The organism is Marinobacter sp. C1S70, assembly GCF_000475355.1.
In the GTDB taxonomy this organism is placed as follows: Bacteria; Pseudomonadota; Gammaproteobacteria; order Pseudomonadales; family Oleiphilaceae; genus Marinobacter; species Marinobacter nauticus.
Genome location: NZ_AXBW01000002.1, coordinates 14,314 through 38,213, shown reverse-complemented (window position 1 = coordinate 38,213; position 23,900 = coordinate 14,314). Strand labels below are relative to the sequence as shown.

Annotated in this window: 20 protein-coding genes; 5 read left to right on the top strand and 15 right to left on the bottom strand. The window is 59.4% G+C overall.

Translation table 11 applies throughout. The features are described from left to right. The first annotated feature begins 8 nt into the window (after positions 1-8). Both Q669_RS01100 and Q669_RS01095 read left to right on the top strand, forming a co-directional pair. Positions 9-662 carry a class I SAM-dependent methyltransferase gene (locus Q669_RS01100; RefSeq protein ID WP_011785691.1) on the top strand — a complete coding sequence of 218 codons (654 nt, stop codon included), beginning with the start codon at positions 9-11 and terminating at the stop codon, positions 660-662. A gap of 44 nt (positions 663-706) precedes the next feature. Continuing rightward, positions 707-1,714, top strand: a complete 1,008-nt coding sequence (locus Q669_RS01095; RefSeq protein ID WP_014420787.1) for a DUF2156 domain-containing protein — start codon at positions 707-709, stop codon at positions 1,712-1,714. Here Q669_RS01095 and murI read toward each other — a convergent pair. Then, positions 1,692-2,537, bottom strand: a complete 846-nt coding sequence (murI, locus tag Q669_RS01090) for a glutamate racemase (RefSeq protein ID WP_036148212.1) — start codon at positions 2,535-2,537, stop codon at positions 1,692-1,694. The genes Q669_RS01095 and murI overlap by 23 nt on opposite strands. Further along, entirely contained in the window at positions 2,530-3,366 is an 837-nt protein-coding gene (nudC, locus tag Q669_RS01085) for an NAD(+) diphosphatase (protein ID WP_022990910.1), read from the bottom strand. The genes murI and nudC overlap by 8 nt, the downstream gene beginning before the upstream one ends. A 140-nt stretch (positions 3,367-3,506) precedes the next feature. Between nudC and plsB the strand changes: the two genes are divergently transcribed. Then, positions 3,507-5,978: a glycerol-3-phosphate 1-O-acyltransferase PlsB gene (plsB, locus tag Q669_RS01080; protein ID WP_022990909.1), complete on the top strand. Its 2,472-nt coding sequence runs from the start codon at positions 3,507-3,509 to the stop codon at positions 5,976-5,978. 18 nt (positions 5,979-5,996) lie between these two features. On the opposite strand, the gene Q669_RS01075 is transcribed toward plsB, so the two are convergent. From Q669_RS01075 to ppc, 6 genes are all read right to left on the bottom strand, one after another. Next, the gene (locus Q669_RS01075; protein WP_022990908.1) at positions 5,997-6,833 is read right to left on the bottom strand and encodes a class I SAM-dependent methyltransferase; all 837 of its coding nucleotides are present in this window, start codon (positions 6,831-6,833) and stop codon (positions 5,997-5,999) included. Then, positions 6,833-7,222, bottom strand: a complete 390-nt coding sequence (locus Q669_RS01070) for a hypothetical protein (RefSeq protein ID WP_022990907.1) — start codon at positions 7,220-7,222, stop codon at positions 6,833-6,835. Before Q669_RS01070 ends, Q669_RS01075 begins: the two co-directional genes overlap by 1 nt. Before the next feature lie 87 nt (positions 7,223-7,309). After that, positions 7,310-8,011, bottom strand: a complete 702-nt coding sequence (gene tsaB / locus Q669_RS01065) for a tRNA (adenosine(37)-N6)-threonylcarbamoyltransferase complex dimerization subunit type 1 TsaB (protein WP_022990906.1) — start codon at positions 8,009-8,011, stop codon at positions 7,310-7,312. Positions 8,012-8,044: 33 nt separating this feature from the next. After that, positions 8,045-8,698, bottom strand: coding sequence for an adenylate kinase (gene adk / locus Q669_RS01060; protein ID WP_011785699.1), 654 nt, complete (start codon positions 8,696-8,698; stop codon positions 8,045-8,047). A 226-nt stretch (positions 8,699-8,924) separates the two neighbouring features. Then, the gene (locus tag Q669_RS01055; RefSeq protein ID WP_022990905.1) at positions 8,925-10,295 is read right to left on the bottom strand and encodes an HDOD domain-containing protein; all 1,371 of its coding nucleotides are present in this window, start codon (positions 10,293-10,295) and stop codon (positions 8,925-8,927) included. Between the two features lie 61 nt (positions 10,296-10,356). After that, positions 10,357-13,002 carry a phosphoenolpyruvate carboxylase gene (gene ppc / locus Q669_RS01050; RefSeq protein ID WP_022990904.1) on the bottom strand — a complete coding sequence of 882 codons (2,646 nt, stop codon included), beginning with the start codon at positions 13,000-13,002 and terminating at the stop codon, positions 10,357-10,359. A 102-nt stretch (positions 13,003-13,104) separates the two neighbouring features. Here ppc and Q669_RS01045 point away from each other — a divergent pair, with 102 nt between their 5' ends. Further along, positions 13,105-13,341 (top strand): hypothetical protein, encoded by a 237-nt coding sequence (locus tag Q669_RS01045; protein WP_011785702.1) that lies wholly within the window; start codon positions 13,105-13,107, stop codon positions 13,339-13,341. Between the two features lie 69 nt (positions 13,342-13,410). Here the strand turns inward: Q669_RS01045 and Q669_RS01040 are convergent, their stop codons facing one another. From Q669_RS01040 to cysM, 5 genes are all read right to left on the bottom strand, one after another. Beyond that, positions 13,411-13,755 (bottom strand): hypothetical protein, encoded by a 345-nt coding sequence (locus Q669_RS01040; protein ID WP_011785703.1) that lies wholly within the window; start codon positions 13,753-13,755, stop codon positions 13,411-13,413. A gap of 148 nt (positions 13,756-13,903) precedes the next feature. Continuing rightward, the gene (gene mazG / locus Q669_RS01035; RefSeq protein ID WP_022990903.1) at positions 13,904-14,743 is read right to left on the bottom strand and encodes a nucleoside triphosphate pyrophosphohydrolase; all 840 of its coding nucleotides are present in this window, start codon (positions 14,741-14,743) and stop codon (positions 13,904-13,906) included. Further along, entirely contained in the window at positions 14,740-16,977 is a 2,238-nt protein-coding gene (gene relA, locus Q669_RS01030) for a GTP diphosphokinase (protein ID WP_022990902.1), read from the bottom strand. Before relA ends, mazG begins: the two co-directional genes overlap by 4 nt. 78 nt (positions 16,978-17,055) lie before the next feature. Further along, positions 17,056-18,405, bottom strand: a complete 1,350-nt coding sequence (rlmD, locus tag Q669_RS01025) for a 23S rRNA (uracil(1939)-C(5))-methyltransferase RlmD (RefSeq protein WP_014420778.1) — start codon at positions 18,403-18,405, stop codon at positions 17,056-17,058. 26 nt (positions 18,406-18,431) lie between these two features. Then, positions 18,432-19,325, bottom strand: a complete 894-nt coding sequence (gene cysM, locus Q669_RS01020; RefSeq protein ID WP_022990901.1) for a cysteine synthase CysM — start codon at positions 19,323-19,325, stop codon at positions 18,432-18,434. Positions 19,326-19,544: 219 nt separating this feature from the next. Between cysM and Q669_RS01015 the strand changes: the two genes are divergently transcribed. Next, the gene (locus Q669_RS01015) at positions 19,545-22,415 is read left to right on the top strand and encodes an ATP-binding protein (protein WP_022990900.1); all 2,871 of its coding nucleotides are present in this window, start codon (positions 19,545-19,547) and stop codon (positions 22,413-22,415) included. A gap of 7 nt (positions 22,416-22,422) precedes the next feature. Here Q669_RS01015 and pdxJ read toward each other — a convergent pair whose 3' ends face one another. Together pdxJ and recO are read right to left on the bottom strand one after the other, a co-directional pair. After that, on the bottom strand, positions 22,423-23,157 hold the full coding sequence (gene pdxJ / locus Q669_RS01010; RefSeq protein ID WP_014420775.1) for a pyridoxine 5'-phosphate synthase: 735 nt from the start codon (positions 23,155-23,157) through the stop codon (positions 22,423-22,425). Then, positions 23,154-23,894, bottom strand: coding sequence for a DNA repair protein RecO (gene recO / locus Q669_RS01005; RefSeq protein WP_014420774.1), 741 nt, complete (start codon positions 23,892-23,894; stop codon positions 23,154-23,156). Before recO ends, pdxJ begins: the two co-directional genes overlap by 4 nt. Positions 23,895-23,900: the final 6 nt, after the last annotated feature.

Below are 23,900 nucleotides of genomic sequence, written 5' to 3'. Positions count from 1 at the left end.
CAGTCATCATGCGCGACAAGTACAAGTATATTGGCCCCGTCTACGACTTTCTCAGCAACCTCTACAGCGGCAAGAACATCCATCGCTGCAAGACCGCCATGCTGGATGTGGAAACGGTAAAACCCGGCGACCGCATTCTCTTTGCCGGTGTCGGCCACGGCCGGGACGCTATCCGGGCCGCAGAGCTGGGCGCCGAGGTAACCGTGGTCGATCTGTCCGAAACCATGCTGCGCAAATTCGCCGATGCCCAGCATAAGGAAGCGCCTCATCTGACCATTCGCCGCATCCACAGCGACATCATGAAGGTGGATGAGTTCGAGCAGTACGACATGGTGGTCGCCAACTTCTTCCTCAACGTGTTTGACGAAGACATGATGGTCAAGGTGCTGGAGCACCTGATTCGCCTGGGCAAGGCCGATGCCAGAGTGGTTGTCGGAGACTTCTGCTACCCGACGGGCAACATCCTGTCCCGCATGTTCAAGAAACTCTACTGGTACATGGCGGTGTTCATTTTCTGGCTGTTTGCCAACAACGCCTTCCACAAGATCTACAACTACCCCGAGCACATGCAGCGCCTGGGCCTGCAGGTAACCGAGAAGAAGCACTTCAAGCTTCTGAACATGGACTGCTACTGGTCCATCCTCGGCCGAAAACAGGCCTGAACCCCTGACACCAAAAATAACAACAGGTTATCGGGAGCGTCATCATGTCAGACCAGATTCTTGCACTGGACCGTACCCAGGGACTCACCGACGGACAGTTTACGTTTTCAGAGCGGGTGAACTATCTCAAGCAGTTCGGCGTGCACTCACAATCCTTCTCGACTCTGCAGCCGGGCATGCAGTACTTTGATGTTGAGGGGATGGGCTACGTGGCCTACATGCGCAAATGGGGCGGCACCTTTGTGCTGTCAGACCCGGTTTGCGCACCCGAGAACTTCCCGGTGATTCTGGAACGTTTTCACCAGAAGTTCCCGAATGCCTGCTACATCCAGGTCTCCAAACCGGTGGTGGATTTCCTGCATCTACGCTTCGGGCTCTACGGCACCCAGTTTGGCAGCGAATCCCGCATCGACCTGCGCAAATGGTCCCTCAGCGGCAAGAAAAAGCAGATTCTGAGAACCGCCCTGAACCAGGCCGAAAAGAACGGGATCACGGTGAAAGAGCGCTTTAGTGATGATCACACCCGGGAAATCTCGGAAGCCTGGATTCGCACCCGAAAATGCAAGAGCAACGAAATCCGTTTTCTGATTCGCCCGATGGAAATGGATTATCGGGAAAACGAACGCCATTTCTACGCCTATCAGGATGGCAAAGCCGTCGGCTTTATCTACTTCGACCCGATCTATCGCAACAACGAAATCATCAGTTATGTGCCCAACATATCCCGGGCCAACGCGGATTTCCGGCAGGGCATTTTCTATACCCTGATGGCCCACGCCATGGACGTGTTCAAGGCCGAGGGTGTGCCATTTCTGGACCTGGGCCTGATTCCCCTGTCCCTGGACAAGGCCACGGAACACCAGGAAAGCCGACTGCTCAAGAAGATGCTCCACGGCATCTATGAGAAAGGAAACTTCCTGTACAACTTCAAGGGGCTGGAGTTCACCAAATCACGTTTCCGCGGCGATGGCTTCAAGACCTACTGCTGCCACAAGCGGGCGATCCCGGCTCTGGAATTCCTCGCCATGTTCAAACTGACCCGGTTACTGTAACGTCGGGCCAGTGGCTGGCCACCAGCCCCACCGGGATGCCCATTTCCGACATGAACGGGCCCAGGTCTTCCGGCGCATCACCGGAAAAGCAGGCACTGATCACCACCGGCCAGGAGTGGTCCGGTGGCGTCTGCGCACCGGCCAACTGCCCCGCCTGATCGAGCCACCAGGCCACGCGGCGGGCAATCGCCTCGCCAGACTCCACCCAGTGCATCACCTCCGGTAACGCCTTGCGTAACCAGGGCATCAATAGCGGGTAATGAGTGCAGCCCAGAACCACCGTGTCGACACCGGCTTCGCGCAGCGGCACCATGGCGCCATCCACCTCCACCTGATCCGGCGCAGAGCCGCCAACCAGCTCCTCAGCCCAGCGCACCAGGGCGGGATGACCAAGGCGGACTACCTCACAATCTCGCGCAAACTTCTGAATCAGATCATCCAGATAGGCGCGCTTGACCGTCGCCGGTGTCGCCAACAGGCCAATGCGGCGATTGACGGAACAGGCTGCCGCCGGTTTGACCGCCGGCACCACCCCGACCACCGGCACAGCAATGTTGGCCCTGAGCTCGGGCAAGACAACGGTACTGGCGGTATTACAGGCCACCACCACCACATCGCACGGAAACTGGGCCAGGCATTGCCGTATAAGCGTGCAACAGCGCTCGATCACCACCTGTTCGGGCTTGTCGCCATAGGGAAAGCCGGCATTATCTGCCAGGTAAACCAGCTCCGCACCGGGTAACGTCTGGTGAATACAGGCGGCGACACTCAGGCCACCGACCCCGGAATCAAACACCAGCACCCTCGGGCGACGGTCAGTCATGGTGGTTACCACCATTTCCGGCAGTCATCTCTGCTTTCATCGCGTTGATCAATCGCCCTGCTATGGTAGTCTCCGGCGGAACCGGAGGATGCTCATCCACCGTAAACCAACCAGCATCCGCCAGTTCATCTTCCTGCAACCGCAATTCGCCACTTTCATAGTCGGCAAAGAAGCCCAGCATCAACTGGTGAGGAAATGGCCAGGGCTGCGACCCCTGATAGCGAATGTTGGTCACCGCCAAGCCGGTTTCCTCCATCACCTCCCTGGCCACCGCCTGCTCCAGATTTTCGCCAGGCTCCACAAAACCAGCGATCAGACTGTAGAAGTTGCGGGTGACCCGCGCGGATTTTGCCAGCAGGAAGCGGTCGCCCCGGCGAATGACGGTAATGATGCAAGGGGCAATGCGCGGGTACCAGGGGATGCCGCACCGGTTGCACCAGCGTGCCCGTTCGCGCGGATGGGGTCCGGTTTTCTCTCCACAGCGGCCGCAGTAACGATGGTCCTGCCACCACTGCCAGACCTGATAACCGGTGCTGAGCAGATCCACCGGCGCCTCGGGCGTGAGCAGCATGGCCTCACGCAGGGACAGGGTTTGCATGCCCGGCACACCGGTGTCCGGCAGCATGGTGACATACAGAGGGCGCCCCTCCCAGGCGCCCAGTGACAGCGCCTCCGGCCGGCTTCCACCCATTTCCGGGCCACCCCAGCGAAGGAACCAGCTATCCGCTGGCTTCAGAATACTGTTGCCCGTGAACGCCAGCAGCAGATCACCCTGCTCCGGCGAGGCCTCATTCCACCCGGGTACCCACTGTGCCTTGTCGTCTGCCATGCCCTGTCTTTCCTGCTGCCTGAATACCAGTCCCGAAATGTACCACATCACATTCATCACCAAGAATTGGTGCACGACTTTCCGCTACCGTCCCAACCCGTTAAACTTGGCGCCTGTTTCCAGGACCGGAGTAACCGTTTATGCGACTTTATCAGGGCATTCGCAGCCTGATCCTGTCTCTTTTCCGAAAGATCCTGTTTTTATGGGTCAGGACTGATGTCAGTGGCAATACCCTGGAAGCCCTCGGGCTGGACCCGGACAAGCCCGTCTGTTACGTGCTCCAATACAGCTCACTGTCGAGCCGTCTGGTGCTGGAGCAGGAAGTCATCCGGGCCCGGTTGCCGGGAGCCACAGATACCTTGCCGGTCAAAAACGGGCCCTCGCATTCGTTTTTCTTCCTTTACAAACGCATTGGCGGCCTGTTTCGGGGCGGCCGACACAAGCCGGTGCCTACCCGGGAATTTACTGATCTGGTCCACTTCGGGCTGGAACATCCGGATCAGGACGTCCAGATTGTGCCCGTCTCGCTGTTCTGGGGTCGCTCACCCGACAAGGAAAAGTCCCTGGTCAAGCTGCTGCTCTCAGACACCTGGTCGGTCGCGGGGCGCCTGCAGAAATTTCTGATTATTCTTGTGCATGGCCGCAACACCTACGTGCAGTTCAACCAGCCGCTGTCACTCAGGCAGGTGGTGGACGAGTATCGCGACAACGAACAGAAGGCCAACCGCAAGCTGGCGCGAATTCTGCGAACCCACTTCCGTCGTGTACGCCAGGCGGTGCTGGGGCCGGATTTGTCGCATCGACGCACCCTGGTGGAGGGGCTGGTACGCACCCAGGCGGTCAAGGAAGCCATCCGTGAGACTGCAGCGAAGGACGACATCCCGCCGGAGAAGGTCCGCGCCAAGGCATACAAATACGCCGACGAGATCGCCGCGAGCATGTCGATTGTGACTATTCGCTTCCTGGAGCTGGTATTGGCCTGGCTCTGGAACCGGATCTACAACGGCATTGCCATCCACAACATTGGGGTAGCCAAGGAAGCGGCACAGGACAACGCTGTGGTCTACGTACCCTGCCACCGATCCCACATCGATTACCTGCTGCTGTCCTATGTGCTCTACAAAAACGGCCTGATGCCGCCCCACATCGCGGCAGGCATCAACCTGAACATGCCCATCGTGGGGCCAATCCTGCGCCGTGGCGGCGCGTTTTTCATGCGCCGCAGCTTCAAGGACAACCCGCTTTACGCCACCGTGTTCAACGAGTACATGCATGTGATGTTCACCCGGGGCTACTCGGTGGAGTATTTCGTCGAGGGCGGCCGCTCCCGGACCGGCCGCATGCTGCCGCCACGCCCGGGCATGCTGTCGATGACCGTGCGCAGCTTCCTGCGGGATCACCGCAAGCCCATCGTTTTTGTACCGGTGTACATCGGCTACGAGAAGGTCATGGAAGGGCGCTCCTACCTCGGCGAGCTGCGCGGGAAAAAGAAACAGAAAGAAAGCATTTTCGGTCTCGCCAAGACCGCTCGCAAACTGACCAACTCGTTTGGCCGCGTTGCCGTCAACTTCGGTGATCCGATCCACCTGGACAAGGTGCTGGACGATGTTCACGAAAGCTGGCGCCACGAAGCCTATGACGCCGAGTATCGCCCGTCCTGGCTGAACCAGGCCGTTGATAATCTGTCCCAGCGTGTGGCCAGCAACATCAACGCCTCAGTGGCCGTGAACCCGATTGGCATGACGGCCACCGTTCTGCTGGGTACCGAGCGGCTGGCGATGGACGAGGGCCAGCTGATCCGCCTGCTGGACAAGTATGCCGACCTGCTGCGCGCCTATCCCTATGCCGAAACCATTACCCTACCGGAAGGTACCGGCCGGGACTGGATTGCCTATTGCGAGAACATGGGACTGATTACCCGTCAGCCCCAGAAACTGGGCGACATTATTGCCCTGGAAGGCTCGAACGCCATCCTGATGACTTACTACCGCAACAACATCCAGCATCTGTTTGCTCTACCAGCGCTCATTGCCAGCCTGTTCGAGAACAAGGCCAGCCTGAGCCGGGAAAAGATCGTTTTCCTTACCAGCGTCGCCTATCCCTACCTGCAGTCAGAGCTGTTCCTGCAGTATGATCAGGAACAGGTAGACGCGGTGATCAACCAGTGGATTGATGTGCTGGTGGACCAGGGCCTGCTGATCAGGCTTGAGGATGAGCGGCTGGGACGGCCCGAAGAAGGTACCGAAGCGATGCTGCGGTCGCGGATTCTGTCCCGCTTCATCATCCAGACCCTGGAACGCTATCACATCACCCTGGGCATACTCAGAAAATATGGCTCCGGCAACCTGACGGCGGCGGAGCTGGAAGAACAGAGCACCTTGCTGGCGGAAAGGATGTCGATCCTGTTCGGCCTGAATGCACCGGAGTTCTTCGACAAGACCCTGTTCCGGAACTTCATAGCCAATATGCAGAAAAACGGCGTTCTCACAACCGATGAAGACGGTCGGCTGTGCTATGGCGAGGGTCTGGATGAAGTGGCTGAAGACGCCCGACTGGTTCTGAGCGTGGAGAAACGACAGGCTATCCAGCAGGTCACCATGCTCGACGCCTGACAGATCGCTGCGGCACGGTCAGGCCGGCAACGCCCGGATCGGGTAGATGTCGTAGCGACTGCTTTTACCCTCAACCCGCGCAGCCGGCTCCGGTCCGGCGATCGCTGGTGCCTTGCGGGGGCGTTTGACCACCACCCGATAACGGGCACAGGCGAGCGCGGCTTCCAGCAACTGGCTGGCATCGTCGTCATCACCCACCACCTGCCGGAACACCTGCATTTCCTTCTTGACCAGCGCAGACTTGTCCCGATGCGGAAACATCGGGTCCAGATAGACCACATCGACCGCCTCGGGTCCTGCCTGGTTCATCCAGTCCAGAGAACTGCCTGCGTGCAGCGTCATTCGCGCCGCGATTGGCGCACAAGTCTCATTCAGGGCGGCCCGATACAGGCCATCCGCCAGCAGCGCATGGATGACCGGATTACGCTCAAACAGTGTCATCTGACACCCCAGGGAGGCCAGCACGAAAGCGTCCTGACCAAGACCGGCAGTCGCATCCAGTACCTGCAGCGGAGCCCGGGTTTTCTGCAACCCTACGGCACGCGCCACCAGTTGGCCGGCGCCACCACCGTGCTCCCGCCGGTAACCCATCTTGCCACTGACGAATTCCGCTCTGACTGGCCCGGGTGCCCCCTTACCGGTTTGCTGCAACGCCAGACCATTCTCATCCATGAACAAAAGCAGGCCGTAGTCCCGAACCTGCTTGGGGGTAACCACGCCCAGCCAGTCAAGACCCAGCTCGGTGGCCAGCGCACGGGCCGCCCCCGGTTCAGCCAACGGGCTGTGGGCAACGGCCAGGATGTGACGGAGAGAGGAGAAATCCGGAAGCTCGGTGTTAGAGGAAGGCGACGCCATCAGACCAGGATATCAATTCCGCTCAGCACGCTGCCGCTCTCAAATTCCTGCCCGGCAGCGGCAACGCCGGCAAAAGCCGACAGCGCGCGGGCGGCAGGAAGCGGTACTTCGTCTGCGCGGAAGCGTTCAAGCCGGGCATCTTCTGCCGCGCGCCGGGCTTCGACACGCCGGCTGTCCAGTTCCGGCCCGGTACCACCGGGTTGTGCCGGATTGCCTGGGGCGGTGTCCTGATCCTGCCGGGCGGTATTGAGCTGGTTGCGAACATCACCCGTGGCAAGCGCCTGGGGGTCCGCCGCCGGGGTGCGGGAGACATCCGTGCGCTCCCGGGCCGGGGCGTTATTACCCGCCTGGTACAACGAAGGATTTGAGGGATTGATGCCGCCAATCATAACGCACCACCGGGGTGAGGATTCAGAGTCGTCATCGCATTATGGAGGATCTGGTGCAGAATGCAAAGACGGCGGTTGGAGCGGGGTTCACTCCCGACCGGGCAACTTCTTCCAGGCCACTTCGTCCCGGATATACACCGGTTGTGCCTGCTCTGCTGGCACCGCCTGCCCGTTCGACATTCCCTGTTCGGCCAGTTTCGCCACCTGGGCCGCTGCCGGCAACAACGTATCGTCAATGGCTGAGAGGCGTTCAACGAGCTCACCGGGCATCTGCTCTTTCAGGGTCCAGCCCTGACCGGCGCCGTACCAGTTGCCACCGGCATCCGTTGGCAGAGTCACCGCATCAGGCGGGCAGACCCGCTCCTCGCTCAGCAACACTGGAAGCCCCGCCTCACAGCGGAACACGCCCCAGTAAACCTCCCCCATGCGGGCGTCAAAGGCCACAGCAATGCAGTCGCCCTCCTGCAGGGCGTGCGTTTCGATCGCCGCGAGCGCCACCGCCGCCAGGGACGACACTGGAACCACGGGGATATCCAGCCCCCAGGCCAATCCCTGGACTACACCGGTTGCAATCCGCAGACCGGTGAAAGAGCCTGGGCCCCGGGCGAACGCCAGCGCATCGAGATCGATTGGGGACAGGCCCTGCTCCGCGCACAATTCGCGAACCATGGGCATTAACAGGCGAGTGTGGCCCCGTGGGGCCACCTCGAATCGCTCGATCACCCGGCCATCCAGCCAGAGTGCCGCGGAACAGCCCTCGGATGAGGTATCCAGTGCCAGAAGTTTCACAGAATCACGCCTCCGGGGCTGAGCCGGTTTCGATTACTTCAGTTGGGACAGAATCTGATCGCGAATGCTGTCGAGGCTGCCAACGCCTTCAACGCGCACATACCTGGGCGCATCGGCCGGGGCTTTCTCTGCCCAGCTCTGGTAGAAGCCCACCAGCGGCGCGGTCTGCTCATGATAGATTTTGAGGCGTTTGCGAACGGTCTCTTCCTTGTCGTCTTCACGCTGGATCAGCGCTTCGCCGGTCTCATCGTCTTTGCCTTCTACCTTGGGCGGATCGTATTTAACGTGGTAGATGCGGCCACTGCCCTCGTGTACACGACGGCCAGACAGGCGGCTGACGATTTCTTCGTCTTCAACCGAGATTTCGACCACGTAGTCGATGGCGATACCCTGGTCTTTCAGGGCCTCAGCCTGGGGAATGGTGCGCGGGAAGCCATCCAGCAGGAAGCCGTTCTTGCAATCTGGCTGCTGGATACGCTCTTCAATCAGGGCAATGATGATGTCATCAGACACCAGGCCACCAGACGCCATAACCTCTTTAACCTGCAGGCCCAGCTCGGATTCGGCTTTGACCGCAGCGCGGAGCATATCACCCGTGGAGATCTGGGGGATCTCGAAACGCTCGGTAATAAACTGGGCCTGGGTGCCCTTACCTGCGCCTGGCGCGCCTAACATAATGATTCGCATAACGTTGTGCTCCCATTGCTTTATATTATCGTTTGAAAAGTTATGGCAAAGACCTCTGCCTTTGCGACAACCTCTCGACGGCTCCGGACCGTGTATCCGGCGCACACGCACAAAAACGAGGCAGCATTATACGAACTCACACCCGGCAGAGAAAGTCGACCTCCGTATCATTGTCCGAAAGCCTGGCTGTCAGCTGCCTCAACGGCCGGTGCAAGGCTGGGGATAATCAGGAAGCGAGGGAAGACGCCAGCACGTCCAGATCGGAAGCCACCTGGTCCATGTCGCTCTGAACCCGTTCCAGCACATCCGCCCGGAGCCCAAGGCTCTCAACCAGTGCCGGCAGGTCGTCAGGATTGAGTTCGTCACCGATACCACGCTCCTTGAGCATGGCATTGGCCAGCTGCACCATCTGGACATATTCCTCGTGCTCGCCATGGTATCCGATGTGCTGGTGCATGCCGGCCGCTTTGATTACGGCTTCCGGCAACTGCCACAGCCGGTGAAGAATACCGCCAATGGCACCATGACCAACAGCCAGAATATCCTGGCGCTCACTGTGGCCAAACACTTCCTGCTCGAGCGAGTGCATGCTTGCCTCCGGGTTGATTTCCCGCAGAGCATTAAGCTCTTCAAACTCCGATGGAAACAGATGGCCCACCAGTAGCAAGCCGAAGTTGTGCAGCAATCCGCACAGATAGGCGAGCCCCTTGTCGCGGCCGGAATAGGCTGCGAGGTTCTGGCACAGGAACGCGCAATAAAGCGAGTGGCGCCAGAAATTGTCCATGCCGAGCATGCCTCCGCGGGGCACATCAAACGCTCGCACCGAGGCAATACCCAGGGCAATGTGGGCAACCCGGTCAAAGCCGAGGACCCGGGTGACCGCTTCCTGTACAGAGTTTATCTGGCCGGGGTAGTTGAACAGCGCTGATCGGGCATAGCGCATGATCTGCGCGGTCATACTGGGGTCAAATTCAATCAACTCGGCCAGCTCTTTGGCCGTCGCTTCTGTGTTGGCGGTCAGCCGCAGGATTCGCAATGCCAGGGCCGGCATTGGCGGCAGCCGATAAAGCTTTTGCAGTTTGTCTGCCACGTCTTCCAGAGTCAGGGCTTCGCGATCTTCCACGCCCTGACCACGAATAACCAGATGCCCCTGCCGGGCGCCAGCCTGAACCAGGCGGAAGGCCCGGCCGTCCATTTCAACGAGGCTGTGGTCCGTGCCGCCGGAGAAGATCACACTTTTGGCTGTCACTACATCTTCATCCACCAGAACCGGCAGCTCCCAGGCGGCTCCGATCGGAGGTACAAATCCGGCGTCACAGTCCCCGAACAACCGGGAAGTCTGGCGCGCCGTCAGCGGCTGCAGGCGCCGACCGGTGAACTGGTGCACGGCATCCATATCAAGCGTGCTGTCAAAACGGTGTACCACCATAACCACCCCATTGATATCAATCAGCAGGGTCGCCTTGACAAAGTCATGCTGGGGTTTACCCGAAGCAAGCACCGCCGCGTCCAGATTGGCAACGGGCTCCGTTTCCAGTGGCTGGTAGGTAATGCCCTTGCGGGCCAGAAAACGCGAAAGCCTCTCCGACAATGCCAACGGGGGTAACTCCTTAAAGCAAATGGGCCGGGGCTGTCCGGCCCCGGCCTTATTATGCACCTTAACCGGTATTTCGCATACCGGCAGAAATTCCGGCCATGGTCACCTTCAGCGCCCTCTCGACCAATTCCGGCACCTTTCCAGCCCCCTCGCTTTCCCGGTCACGCCTGAGTAATTCTGCCTGCAGATAGTGCAGCGGATCAGTGTAGGGATTCCGGACTTTCATTGAATGGGCAAACACCGGCTCCTGCTCCAGCAGAGTCTGTTGCTGTTTAAGCTCCAGCAGACGCTCAATGCAGCCCTGCAAACGCTGCCTCAGGCTCTGGCCAAGCGCCAGCAAGTGCTCGTCCTCAACCAGGGTCTGCTCGTAATAGCTGGCAATACGCAAATCTGCCTTGGCGAGGACCATTTCCAGCATATCCACGTAGGTGCGGAAGAACGGCCAGCCCTGCATCATCTCCCGCAGTTCGGGCAGGCGGTCCGCCTGGGCCGCCTCTTCGAGGGCAACATCACTGCCCAGCCAGCTTGGCAGCATCAACCGCATCTGGGTCCAGGCAAAAATCCACGGAATGGCTCTCAGGCTTTCAACGCCCCCTGTGGCCTTGCGCCGGGCCGGCCGGCTGCCAAGGGCAAGTTTACCCAGAGCCGTTTCCGGTGTGACCTGGCGGAAGTAAGGCACAAAATCCGGATTCTCACGGACCACCTCACGGTAGGACCGCAGCGAACGCTCGGTCAGCCAGTCCATCACCTCGCGCCACTCACCCTTTGGCACAGGTGGTGGCGCCAGGGTCGCCTCAATCACCGCGGTGGTGTACAAGGTCAGACTCTGCACCGCCAGCCTCGGCAGACCAAATTTAAAGCGGATCATCTCGCCCTGCTCGGTAATCCGGAAGCTGCCGTTCACCGAGCCCGGCGGCTGGGACAGAATCGCCCGATTCGCCGGACCACCGCCCCGGCCCACGGTGCCGCCGCGACCATGAAACAGAGTCAGATGCACTCCATATCGATTGGCCACTTCGGTCAACTTCTCCTGGGCCTGGTACTGGGCCCAGGCCGCCATCAACTGGCCGGCATCTTTGGAGGAGTCTGAATAGCCGATCATGACTTCCTGGCGTCCGCTGCAGTATTCCCGATACCAGTCCACCTCGTACAGGGCCGCCATACTGTCGGGAGCCCCCTTGAGATCATCCAACGTTTCGAACAGCGGCACAACGCGCATGGGGAAAGCCATCCCCGCTTCCCGCAGCAGCAAAATCACGTTTAAAACGTCCGAGGGCTTGCTGGCCATGGAAATGACGTAGGAACCCAGGGCTTCCGGTGTCTGGCCTGCGACCACCTCGCAGGTTGCCAGCACCTCCCGCACCGGCTCGGAGGGTTGCCAATTCCGGGGCACCAGGGGGCGCCGCCCTTTCAGTTCCTTGACCAGAAACGCCTGGCGCTCCTGTTCCGACCAGGACAGATAGTCACCCAACCCCAGGTAGTTCACCATCTCTGCCACCGCCTCGGCGTGGCGTGAGGCCTCCTGGCGGATATCCAGTCGGATCAGTGGCAGGCCGAAGGTGTGAGCCCGGCGAATGGTATCCAGCAGCGGACCATTGGCAATGGTCTCCAGCCCGCACTCCATCAGGGAGCGATAGCACAATTCCAAAGGCCCGGTCAGATCCTCGTTCTCAAACAGAATGCCCGAATCGTCCGCCGGCTCGCCCTTGACGCTGGCCTCGGCCCAGTCCCGGGTCTTGATCAGGCGTTCCCTCAACTGGGCCAGCACCTGGCGATACGGCTCCCGGGAATCTCCCACCTCGGCCCGCAATTCATCGCTTGCCTGCCACATGGAGAGCTCCGCTCTCAGCGCCTGGATATCGCGCAGATAGAGATCTGCGGCCATCCAGCGACCAAGCAGAAACACTTCCCGGGTCACTTCGTGGGTGACATTGGGGTTGCCATCACGGTCTCCCCCCATCCACGAGGCAATTCGGATCGGCGACACCTGCAACGGAAGCCCCTGACCGGTCGCCTCCGACAGCGAGGTGTCCAGGCTACGGAGAAATTTCGGCAGCGCCTGCCAGAGACTGTTCTCGATAACGGCGAAGCCCCACTTGGCCTCGTCCACGGCGGTCGGCCTTTCATGCCGAATCTCGTCGGTATGCCAGGCCTCGGCAATCAACAGCGACAACCGGTCAACAATTTCCTCCCGTTCACCGGGCATCAGGTCGTCATGATCCAGCCTCGACAGGCAATCGGACATTTCATCGTACTTGAGGATCAATGTACGCCGGGCCACTTCGGTGGGGTGCGCGGTGAGCACAAACTCTATGCGTAAATCTGCAACCTTCCGATGCAACTCTTGCGGGTCTATCCCCCCGGACTTCAGCCGATCAAACACCTCCCCCAGGGATTCCACCATCAGATCTGACGGATGCCCCTGCTTGCGACGAATTCCGTGGTACTGCTCAGCGAGGTTGGCAAGGTTGAGAAACTGGTTAAAGGCTCGGGTCACCGGTAACAGCTCATCATCGCTGAGCTGGCCCAGGAGCTTCACCAGGCGTTGTCCGGAACCGCTTTCCTGGCGCCGGTCAGCCTTGGCGGCGGCGCGGATTTCTTCAATGCGGTCGTAGCAGTCCTGTCCGGGGAATCGGAGTATGCTCTGGCCAAGCAGATCGCCCAGCAAACGTACGTTTTCTCGAAGATCCGGGTGCAGTTCGGTCACGGCAGGTTCCTTCTGAATTGACGGAAACAATCTAAACTTACGATACTAGGGAGCAACGCAGAAAGTCTATTGACGATTCAACCACTTCGCTCAGGAGCTGACATGAAAGTGACCGAACTGCCCCAGCATTGGGAAAAGGAAAAACAGGCCCAGGAGCGCAGCCATGAATACAACTTGCGCCTGCCTCTGGAAGATGCCGCACGGATTGCGGCCCTGGCGGAACTCTACCCGGACCGAAGCGAAAGTGAGATCCTGAACGACATGATTGCCGCCGCTCTGGACGACCTGATCAGCCAGGGTCCGCTGAAAGACCGATTGGCAGAACAGAAGAAGTCGTAATACAAACAACAACGCCGGGCTGAGCCCGGCGTTGTTGTTACAGAATATGGCAATGGGTGTTGGCAACCGTCAGGCAACCGACTCCAACTGGCGGGCCTTGAGGCGCTTGATGTGTTTCTGGCTCAGGGCAACGAATTGCGGTGTCAGGCCTTTGTCCTCATAGATTTCAAAGCCATCCTCGTCGTAAGCCACAACCTTCTCACCCTGAACGTAGGGGAAACTGGTTTCCAGCTCGTCGAGAGCGGCGGAGATCAGATCCCGCATCAGATCCTGAGTAGACTTCATCGGATACAGTGCCGCAAGCTTCTGCAAGCGGTCATGATGCTGGTCAGCCAAAGACAGATAGGCGGCGTCCCGGGTCAGTCTTCCACGGCCGTGTTTATCCCAGTGCTTGACCAGATCTTTGATCTTCATGGTGCCTTCACTCCTGCATCTTGTTTGATGGCACAACGCACTTTTTCAGTGCGACTGTTCCCGAAAGTGTAGACGAAGAATGACAGGCCGGTGACGGAAAATTGGTAACGGATTGTACCTATCGGTGACGGTTTCCAGTTCCGCTTCCCTACTCCTTTTCCACTCCTTTCACGCTCTGCCACACGGCATCCAGCGCTTCCAGGGTTTCTTCATCCAGATTACGACCTTCTTTTTCCAGCACCCGCTCAATGGCACGGAACCGGGCATCAAACTTGTGATTGGTTCGCTTCAGGGCCTGCTCGGGATTTACCTTCAGGAAACGTGCCAGATTCACGCAAACAAACAGCAGGTCACCCAGCTCGTCCTCAACCGCATCCAGATCTCCGGTACCGGCCTCGGCCATTTGCCAGGCTTCCTTGAGCTCGTCGATCTCTTCATGAAGTTTGTCGAACACCGGGCCGATATCCGGCCAGTCGAAGCCATGCCGGGCCGCACGCCGTTGCAGTTTTTCCGCCCGGGCCATGGCCGGCAGAGTGCGGGCAATACCGTCCAGACGGCTGGCCGGAGTATCCGCCACCGGCTTCTCAGCACGCTCCTCGGCCTTGATGCGCTCCCAGCTTTCCTTGATCCAGGCTTCATCGGGTCGATTGTCCGGATCGATACGGCTCTCCAATGTGCCCCCCGGAAACACGTGGGGATGGCGCCGAACCAGCTTGCGAACCAAGTGGTCAACAATGCCATCAAACTCAAAGTGTCCGGTTTCTTCTCCCATGCGGGCATAGAAGATGACCTGGAAAAGAAGATCTCCCAATTCGTCTTTCAGATGTGGGAAATCCTCCTGCTCGATGGCATCAGCGACTTCGTAAGCTTCTTCAATCGTGTGGGGCACGATGCTGGCAAAGGTCTGTTTGGTGTCCCAGGGGCAGCCGGTTTCCGGGTCCCGAAGCCGGGCCATCAGGTGTTTCAGATCTTCGATGCTGTAACTCATCCGCGTTTCCGCCTTACGTCGATGATGTTCGGCAGGTTCCGAATCTGGGCCAGCAGCCGCGCCAATTGCTCCAGGCTGGAGATTTCCACCGTCACCCGCATAGTGGCCGTGTTTTCGTCTTTGTTGGTCACGGTATTGAGAGACAACACATCACTGCGGGACGAAGACAGCACCTGGGTGATGTCTCGCAGCAGACCGGATCGATCATAGGCCTCGATTTCGATATCCACCGGATAGACCGCCGCAGGCTGCCCGCCCCAGTTCACTTCAATGATGCGGTTCGGTTCAAATTCCCGCAGGTTCAGGAACGTGAGGCAGTCCTGGCGATGCACGGTCACGCCGCGGCCCACGGTGATATAGCCTCCGATCGGGTCGCCGGGCAGCGGTTTGCAGCACTTGGCCACCTGGGTTTTCAGCTTGCCAACACCAAGTATCTGGATATCGGATTCAGTGTCGTAGGGCTTTTTCCGGTTCGGGGTCAGCTTAAGATCCAGCTGTTCGGACCGGGGCTCCAACAGTTGCTGAGCCACATTGGCCACATGAGTAGGCCGCAGGTCTCCCGCCCCGATGGCGGCAAACATATCATCAATGCTGTGGTAGTTGACCTTGGCCGCCAGTTGTTCCAGCTCCACATCAAACAGCGACAGGCGCTTGAACTCATCTTCCAGAATAGCGCGGCCGTCAATGACATTGCGGTCACGGTTCTGCTGTTTGAACCAGTGTGTAACCTTCGCTCGGGCCCTGGACGTCTGAATATAGCCCAGGCTCGGGTTGAGCCAGTCCCTGCTGGGAGCCGGATTATTGGAAGTCAGAATAAATACCTGATCCCCGGTCTTGAGCGGGTAGGTCAGCGGAACGATGCGGCTGTTCACCCTGGCACCTCGGCAGGCATGACCAATTTCGGTATGCACCCGGTAGGCAAAATCCACCGGCGTGGCGCCCTGGGGCAGGTCTACCACATGGCCTTCCGGCGTAAACACATACACCCGGTCTGAGGCCACGTCGGATTTCAGGTGATCCGCCAGTCCGGAAATGTCACCCAGTTCCTCCTGCCATTCCAGAACCTGGCGCAACCAGTTGATCTTGGCGTCGTAGCCGGTGGATTTGTTCCTGGTATCGGTGCCCTTGTACAGCCAGTGGGCACACACACCCAGCTCCGCTTCTTCATGCATGGCATGGGTACGAATCTGCACCTCCATGACCTTGCCTTCCGGGCCGATCACAGCCGTGTGCAGCGACTGGTAACCGTTCTCCTTGGGGTTGGCAATGTAGTCATCAAACTCGTTGGGAATGTGGCGCCACAGGGTGTGAACAATCCCCAGCGCGCCATAGCAATCACGCACTTCCGGCACCAGAATGCGTACGGCACGGACATCGTATACCTGGGAAAAATCGATTCCCTTACGACGCATCTTCCGCCAGATACTGTAGATGTGCTTGGCCCGCCCGCTGAGTTCGGCCTTGATACCGGAAGCCTTGAGCTCGGTTTGCAGGGTATCAATCACCCGGCGGATGTAGCTTTCACGGTCCAGCCGTTTCTCATCCAGCAACTTGGCGATTTTCTTGTACGCGGAGCCATGCAGGTAGCGGAACGAGAGGTCTTCCAGCTCCCATTTGATGTGGCCGATACCGAGCCTGTGCGCCAACGGGGCATAGATGTCGAAGACTTCCCTGGCCACGCGCATGCGTTTTTCTTCCGGTGCATCTTTCACTGCGCGGATAGCGCAGGTGCGCTCTGCCAATTTGATGAGCGCCACCCGAACGTCATCAATCATGGTGACCAGCATCTTGCGGACATTGTCCAACTGGCCTTCGCTCTGCCCCAGGACATTGCCCTTGAGCGGATGATGGATGGACGAAATCGCAGCCATCTGCTGCACGCCGTTAATCAGCCCCGCCACTTCATCGCCGAATTCCTTGCGAACCTCTTCAAGCGGCACCCGTTCTTCACGCACCGCCCGATAGAGCACGGCGGCAACCAGGCTGGCCTGATCAAGATGCAGCTCTGCCAAAACCTGCGCCATTTCCAGACCGGTCCGAAAACTGCTGGCACCGGGCGCCCACAAGCGGTCTTCCCGGAACGCCTGAACGGCGATCTGGGCGGCTTTCTCACAAGCCCGCCGAAGCTGATCCGGATCCTCGAGATGAGTCTGTTCAGCGATGTGGTGCACGCAGCGGTCTATATCGACCTCGCCGTCACCGCTGATCGAATAGTCTTCCCGAACTTTTACCATGGCAGAGCTTTACCCGTTTGTTTTTCGGTTATTCTCACGGCCATCCTGGCCGTTCCGTTGCATACCCCCGAAACCCGGTCAGTCTGCGCTACGCTCAAACAACGCAATGGACTCAACGTGGGTGGTATGGGGGAACATATCCATCACACCGGCCTGTACCAGCCGATAACCGTTGCGCACCATCACCCCGGCATCCCGCGCCAGGGTAGCGGGGTTGCAGGACACGTAAACGATGCGGTTGGCACCGAAAGCGGTCAGATACTTACAGATCTCCTCCGCGCCTGAACGAGGCGGATCAATCAGAATCTTGTCAAAACCCTCTTTTGCCCAGGATTGCCCGGTGAAATCCCCGTGCAGATCGGCACCATGGAATTCCACATTGGAGAGATCGTTCAAGCGGGCATTTTCACGGCCACGAACCACCATGGCATCGTCACCTTCCACACCCACAACCTGACCGCCCTTGCGGGCCAGTGGCAGCGTAAAATTGCCCAGACCACAGAACAGATCCAGCACCCGCTCACCCGGCTGGACGTCCAGCCACTCGACCGCACGGTGCACCATATTGCGGTTGATACCGGCGTTCACCTGGGTGAAGTCCATAGGATGAAAGGCCATGGTGAGGTCAAACTCATCCATACGATAGGTCAGACGCTCATCGTCCCGCCCGCCGGATTCCGGCCAGATCCGGTGCACGGTGTCCGGGCCCTTGGGCTGCAGATAGATATGCAAGTCATGGGCCTGACCAAAGGCGATCAGCTTTTCCCGGTCGTCCGGCACCAGGTCATCCATGTTACGGAACACCATGGCAGCCGTATCATCGCCACAGGCCACTTCTACCTGGGCAATCCGGTCAAATGCCGCCATGCCATGCAGCAACTCCCGAAGGGGCTCGATTCGCTCACCGATCCGGGGATCCAGCACCACGCAGCGGTCAATATCGGTCAGAAAGCTGTTGCGTTTCTCCCGGAAACCAACCAGCACCGACTCCCGGGCCTTCACATAACGTACGCCCAGCCGCGCCTTGCGACGGTAGCCGAGGCTATCCGGAGAACGCATCGGAGCCACCCACTGCTCCGGTTCAATGCCCCCAAAGTGGGCAAAATGCTCGCGCAGGGTATTTTCCTTGAACCGGATCTGGGCATCGGCGCTCATGTGCTGAAGACTGCAACCACCGCAAAGATCGGCAAACTCACAGGGCGGCTGCTGGCGGTCAGGCGCTGCTTCCAGCACTTCGGTTGTGCGCAGTTCATCAAACCGGCTGCGGGTGCTGACCATTTTGGCCATCACGGTTTCGCCCGGCAGGGCTCCGTCAACAAACTGGGTTTTGCCATCAGCGCGGGCAATGCCCCGGCCATCGTGGCTCAGGGTCTCGATTTCACAACGCACAGGCTCCTTGGGCAGAACCTTGCGGCGACGCTTACTCATATAGAATTCTCTTGATTAGGGGCCACTCAGGCGCCGGGAAACACACCGGTGGAGAGGTAACGGTCTCCGCGGTCACAGATAATGGCCACGATCACGGCGTTTTCAACCTCACGGGACAATTTCAGGGCCGCTGCAATGGCACCGCCGGAGGACACACCACAGAAAATGCCCTCTCGCTCGGCCAGTGCCCGCATGGTGTCCTCGGCTTCCTGCTGGCCAATATCCAGAACCTGGTCGACCCGGCTGGCATCGTAGATTTTCGGCAGGTAAGCCTCCGGCCAGCGGCGAATACCCGGAATTGACGCCCCATCCTCTGGCTGCAGGCCGATAATACGGATATCGGGATTGCGCTCTTTCAGGTAACGGGACACGCCCATGATGGTGCCGGTGGTGCCCATGGAGCTGACAAAGTGCGTAACCCGCCCGGCGGTCTGCTCCCAGATTTCCGGGCCCGTGGTGTGATAGTGGGCCGAAGGGTTATCGGCATTGCTGAACTGGTCCAGAACCTTGCCCTTGCCCTCGGCCTCCATTCGAATGGCCAGATCCCGGGCGCCTTCCATGCCCTGCTCACGGGAAACGTTCACCACCTGGGCGCCGTATGCACGCATGGAGGCCCGGCGCTCCTCACTCAGGTTATCAGGCATGATCAGCACCATTCGGTAGCCCTTGATGGCCGCAGCCATGGCCAGCGCGATACCGGTATTGCCGGAGGTGGCTTCAATCAGGGTGTCCCCGGGATTGATCTCGCCCCGGCGTTCAGCCTCCTGGATCATGCTCAAAGCCGGCCGGTCTTTCACCGAACCTGCCGGGTTGTTCCCCTCCAGTTTTGCCAGGATGACGTTACTGGTGTCTCCCGGCAGACGCTGCAGACGCACCAGGGGTGTATGGCCGACATAATCTTCAATGGTGGGGAAAATCATATTGATACCCTGTGATACACTTTCGGATTCGAATCATACGCGTTATGGCCGCCTTGTCCCAATACAGCTTGTCGCTATATCCATGACCTGCGGCTATAACTGTCTGTTTCCGGGATAACGGCCACGGTTATATCATTGCCGTTCAGCTATGCTGACATGGAAGTATCCACCAGCAGGCGTGTCCTGTCGGCGGACAAGGTAATTTTACAGGAACACGGTATGCGACGTTGGGGCATTCGCAAGAAAGTACTGGTGGTAACTCTGGTTCCCACCCTGCTCACCACGCTGTTGTTAGGACTATTCTTTACCTACAGCTGGGTGAACAACATTGAGAACCTGCTGAAGGATCGCGGAGAGTCCCTGTCCCGACAGCTTGCCGCAGGCTCTGAATACGGCCTGTTCACGGCCAATCGCAGCCTGCTGAGCAGCCTCTCCAACGCACTTCTTGAAGAACAGGATGTTCGCTCCATCACCTTCTATGGCAGCGATGGCCAGCGCATGCTTCATACCGGCCCGGGCAGCGCTGAAACCGTGGCGATGGCACCGCTGGAACCCAACCAGCCGGTCCGGGTGACCCACGACAGCAGCACTCGTTTTGTCACGCCGGTTCACCTTCAGGATCTGATGATCGAGACCATGCTGGACCCGGACGCCCGCCAGTCTGCGGCGAAGCGCCACGCCCCGCTGGGCTGGGTTGCCGTAGAGATGTCCCACGTCCGCACGGAAAAGGAAACCTACAAGGCGCTGCTGATCTCGCTGCTGCTGGTGATCGGTGGTGTCCTGCTCAGTCTTGCCATCGCGCTGCGGCTGAGCCGTGCCTTTACCGATCCGGTGTTCCAGCTCAACGAAGCCGTAGCCAAACTCAAGGAAGGCAAGCTCGACACCCGGGTTTACACCAGTGCCGGCCCGGAGTTCGAACAGCTGGAATCGGGGCTCAACGATATGGCCTCGGAATTGAGCAAGGCCCAGGCCGAAATGCAACAGAACATTGACCAGGCCACCGAAGACCTGCGGGAGACCCTGGAGACCATTGAAATCCAGAATATCGAACTGGACTTTGCCCGCAAGGAAGCACTGGAAGCGAGCCGGATCAAATCCGAGTTCCTGGCCAACATGTCACATGAAATCCGGACGCCGCTGAACGGCATCATCGGCTTCACCGAACTGTTGCTGAAAAGCCCACTGCCCCGCCAGCAGCGCGACCACCTGAACACCATCCGCAAATCCTCGGAAATCCTGCTGACCATCATTAACGACATTCTGGATTTCTCCAAGATCGAAGCCGGCAAACTGATCCTGGACCACGTGCCGTTCCAGCTCCGGGATATCGTTGAGGAAGTGATGGTCATGCTGGCACCGGCGGCCCACGCTAAAAACCTGGACCTGGTGCCACTGGTCTACAACGATGTACCGGACAACATCATGGGGGATCCGCTGCGGGTCAAGCAGGTGATCACCAACCTGGTGAACAATGCCATCAAGTTCACCCAGACCGGCGAAGTGGTATTACGGGCGAGTCTGGAAGACGAAGATACCGAGCATAACCGGGTCACACTGCGCCTGAGCATAACCGATTCCGGCGTTGGTCTGTCACGTGCCCAGCAGCAGTCACTGTTTAACGCCTTCAGCCAGGCCGATGCCTCCACTGCCCGGCAGTATGGCGGTACCGGTCTGGGGCTGGCCATCTCCAAACGGCTGGTGGAAGAAATGGGCGGCAAGATCGGCCTGGAAAGCGAGCTGGGCAAAGGTTCCACGTTCTGGTTTACCCTGACGCCGGAACTGTCCTCAACCGGCGACAGCTCCAGCCCCAAAGAGGCGCTCCGGGGCGAGAAGATCATCTATCTCGAACACCAGAAGACCACCGGGCTGGCGGTGGAACACCTGTTAAGGGACTGGGGCGTGGCCGTTGAACGGGTTGCCTCACCCGGGGCGCTGCAGGAACAGATAGAAGAGGCGCAACGGCGGCAGGAAGGCTACGCCGGCGCCATCATCGGCATTACCCGCCACCTGCTCAACTCCAGCCAGTACTGCAACCTGGTGCGTTCCCTGGAAGTGGAACGCGACTGCCGCACCCTGTTGCTGACGCCCACTCTGGAAACCCATGACACGCCGCTGTCGGGCCTGGCCAGCGGCCACCTGACCAAACCGGTCTGCCGGGACGCCCTCTACGACGAACTGCTGTTGCTGATCCATGGCATTCAGTCGGGCAACCGAAGCGCGCCGGAAGCCGCGCTACCGTTGAGGCAGAACAGCGGCTCAGGCACGCCCCGCATTCTGGCGGTGGACGATAACGAAGCCAACCTGAAACTGGTGATGACCTTGCTCAATGACTGCCGCCTGGAAGCCGAAGGCGCCTCCAGCGGATTCGAGGCATTGACCAAGGTGCGTCAGAAGGCTTTTGACCTGGTGTTCATGGACCTGCAGATGCCGGGGATGGACGGCGTGGAAACCACGGCCCGCATCCGTGATCTGGACAGCGGCTCACACCACACCCCCATTATTGCCCTGACCGCCCACGCTCTGGCGGACGAACAGGAACGGCTGGCGCAACAAGGCTTCGACGGCTATATGCCCAAGCCGATCAGCAGCAGCCAACTGGTGGAACTGATTCGCGAATACACCGGCTACGACTGCACCAATAGCGCCGACCGCTTCCGGATTTCCGAAGTACGGGATACCCGCCGGACACTGCGGCCGTCAAATCGCCGGATGCAGCAGGACTGCGTCAGTGTAGAGGAGAGCATTCAACTGGCGGCGGGCAAGGCCGATCTGGCGGAGGAGCTGTTCAGTATGTTGCTGGAGCAGTTACACACCGATATCGACCGGATTCAGGCGCTTTGGCAGACCGGTGGCAACGAGCCCCTGCTTGAGTGCGTGCATAAGCTTCACGGGGCCACCCGCTACTGCGGCGTTCCCGAACTGCGCACAGCCGCCAACCGGTTCGAGACCGCCCTGAAGTGCGAGGCTCCGGATCGAGAGCTGTTAAAAGATCAACTGATTTCGGCCATGGAGCGGCTGCAGATCTGGAGTGAGCAGACCGACTGGCAGCAACTGTTCCGGGAACAGCAGCGCCAGCCGGAAACCACCTGACTGTTGATCAGGCCCTGGCCCGGTCAAGAATCGCCTTCATGTCCCGGACCGCATCTTTCAGGCCGGTAAAGACGGCACGGGCGATGATCGCATGGCCGATGTTCAGTTCATTGATACCCGGGATAGCGGCCACCCGCTCGGTGTTGTGGTAATGCAGACCATGGCCGGCATTCACAATCAGCCCCTTCTTGCGGGCATAGGCCACGGCATCGGCAAGCACTTTGAATGAGGCTTCCACCGCTTCGGGCTCCCCTGCCTCGGCGTATTCACCGGTATGCAACTCCACCACCGGCGCTCCGCAGCGCACCGCCGCGTCGATCTGTACCGGGTCCGGATCGATAAACAACGAAACCTCGGCGCCGATTTTTGCCAGACGATCACAGGCCTTGGCCACCCGCTCTTCCTGGCCATCCACATCCAGTCCACCTTCGGTGGTGAGTTCCTCGCGTTTCTCCGGCACCAGGCAAACACATTCCGGGCGCACCTGCTCGGCGAACGCCAGCATGGCGTCGGTCACCGCCATTTCCAGATTCATTTTGGTCTGCAGTACTTCCCGCAACAGCAGCACATCCCGGTCCTGGATATGCCGGCGATCCTCACGGGGGTGAATGGTGATACCATCGGCACCGGCTTCTTCCGCCACCAACGCCGCCTGCACAGGGTCCGGGTAACGGGTACCCCGGGCCTGACGCAAGGTGGCCACATGATCAATATTCACTCCTAGCAGGACTCGGGTATTCATGATTCTCTCCCAGATGACGGATTCGAATGACTGAACAGGGATCGGCTGTGCAGCGGCCTGCCCTGCAAAAGGTAATCCACCAGCACCCGCATGACGCGCTTGGCGGTTTTACGGGGCGCTTCACTTATGAAATCGCCGGCCGCCAGTGCCAGCAATGCCTCACCCGGCAATTGGCGCAATGGCAGCTCGGGCGCGAGATTGGAAACGATCCCCTGGCCCGGGTCGTAGCCATAGAGCTCCCCCGCCTGTACAGACATACCGGTATCCGTGGTTTCGTCCCAGGCAAAATCGTAGCCCAGCGAGGCGGCGAACGCCCGCTCAAAACGCCTCAGTAAAGGCTCGACATCGTCCTGTGAAGACAGATCCGCCAGGGCCTGCAGGGTTTCAATATAGCTGGCAAACAACGCGGGGGAGGGATCGGCCACCGGTAACACCCGCTGAACCAGTTCATTAATGTAGAAACCACTGTACAGTGCACGGGGTTGGCTGACCGCTGGCGCGCTGCGAACTTCCAGCTGCACCAGGGTTTTCAGCTCGCTCTTGCCGGTCCAGTCCACTAATAACGGCTGGAACGGCTGCAATTGGGCCTTGAGCGGGCTTCTGGTGCTGTTGGCGCCGCGGGCAACCACACTCATGCGGCCGTGATTCAGAGTAAACAGATCCACCAGCAAGGCGGTTTCGCGCCAGGGTCGCCGATGGACCACATAAGCGGGCTCTTGCTGCACCGCGCCCTTCATGGCGGC

What these genes read in the sequence shown, in the direction of transcription:
- Q669_RS01100 (WP_011785691.1), top strand. Translation starts at nt 9, where the DNA reads ATGCGCGACAAGTACAAGTATATTGGCCCCGTCTACGACTTTCTCAGC.
- Q669_RS01095 (WP_014420787.1), top strand. Translation starts at nt 707, where the DNA reads ATGTCAGACCAGATTCTTGCACTGGACCGTACCCAGGGACTCACCGAC.
- murI (WP_036148212.1), bottom strand. Translation starts at nt 2,537, where the DNA reads ATGACTGACCGTCGCCCGAGGGTGCTGGTGTTTGATTCCGGGGTCGGT.
- nudC (WP_022990910.1), bottom strand. Translation starts at nt 3,366, where the DNA reads ATGGCAGACGACAAGGCACAGTGGGTACCCGGGTGGAATGAGGCCTCG.
- plsB (WP_022990909.1), top strand. Translation starts at nt 3,507, where the DNA reads ATGCGACTTTATCAGGGCATTCGCAGCCTGATCCTGTCTCTTTTCCGA.
- Q669_RS01075 (WP_022990908.1), bottom strand. Translation starts at nt 6,833, where the DNA reads ATGGCGTCGCCTTCCTCTAACACCGAGCTTCCGGATTTCTCCTCTCTC.
- Q669_RS01070 (WP_022990907.1), bottom strand. Translation starts at nt 7,222, where the DNA reads ATGATTGGCGGCATCAATCCCTCAAATCCTTCGTTGTACCAGGCGGGT.
- adk (WP_011785699.1), bottom strand. Translation starts at nt 8,698, where the DNA reads ATGCGAATCATTATGTTAGGCGCGCCAGGCGCAGGTAAGGGCACCCAG.
- Q669_RS01045 (WP_011785702.1), top strand. Translation starts at nt 13,105, where the DNA reads ATGAAAGTGACCGAACTGCCCCAGCATTGGGAAAAGGAAAAACAGGCC.
- Q669_RS01040 (WP_011785703.1), bottom strand. Translation starts at nt 13,755, where the DNA reads ATGAAGATCAAAGATCTGGTCAAGCACTGGGATAAACACGGCCGTGGA.
- mazG (WP_022990903.1), bottom strand. Translation starts at nt 14,743, where the DNA reads ATGAGTTACAGCATCGAAGATCTGAAACACCTGATGGCCCGGCTTCGG.
- relA (WP_022990902.1), bottom strand. Translation starts at nt 16,977, where the DNA reads ATGGTAAAAGTTCGGGAAGACTATTCGATCAGCGGTGACGGCGAGGTC.
- rlmD (WP_014420778.1), bottom strand. Translation starts at nt 18,405, where the DNA reads ATGAGTAAGCGTCGCCGCAAGGTTCTGCCCAAGGAGCCTGTGCGTTGT.
- cysM (WP_022990901.1), bottom strand. Translation starts at nt 19,325, where the DNA reads ATGATTTTCCCCACCATTGAAGATTATGTCGGCCATACACCCCTGGTG.
- Q669_RS01015 (WP_022990900.1), top strand. Translation starts at nt 19,545, where the DNA reads ATGCGACGTTGGGGCATTCGCAAGAAAGTACTGGTGGTAACTCTGGTT.
- pdxJ (WP_014420775.1), bottom strand. Translation starts at nt 23,157, where the DNA reads ATGAATACCCGAGTCCTGCTAGGAGTGAATATTGATCATGTGGCCACC.
- recO (WP_014420774.1), bottom strand. Translation starts at nt 23,894, where the DNA reads ATGAAGGGCGCGGTGCAGCAAGAGCCCGCTTATGTGGTCCATCGGCGA.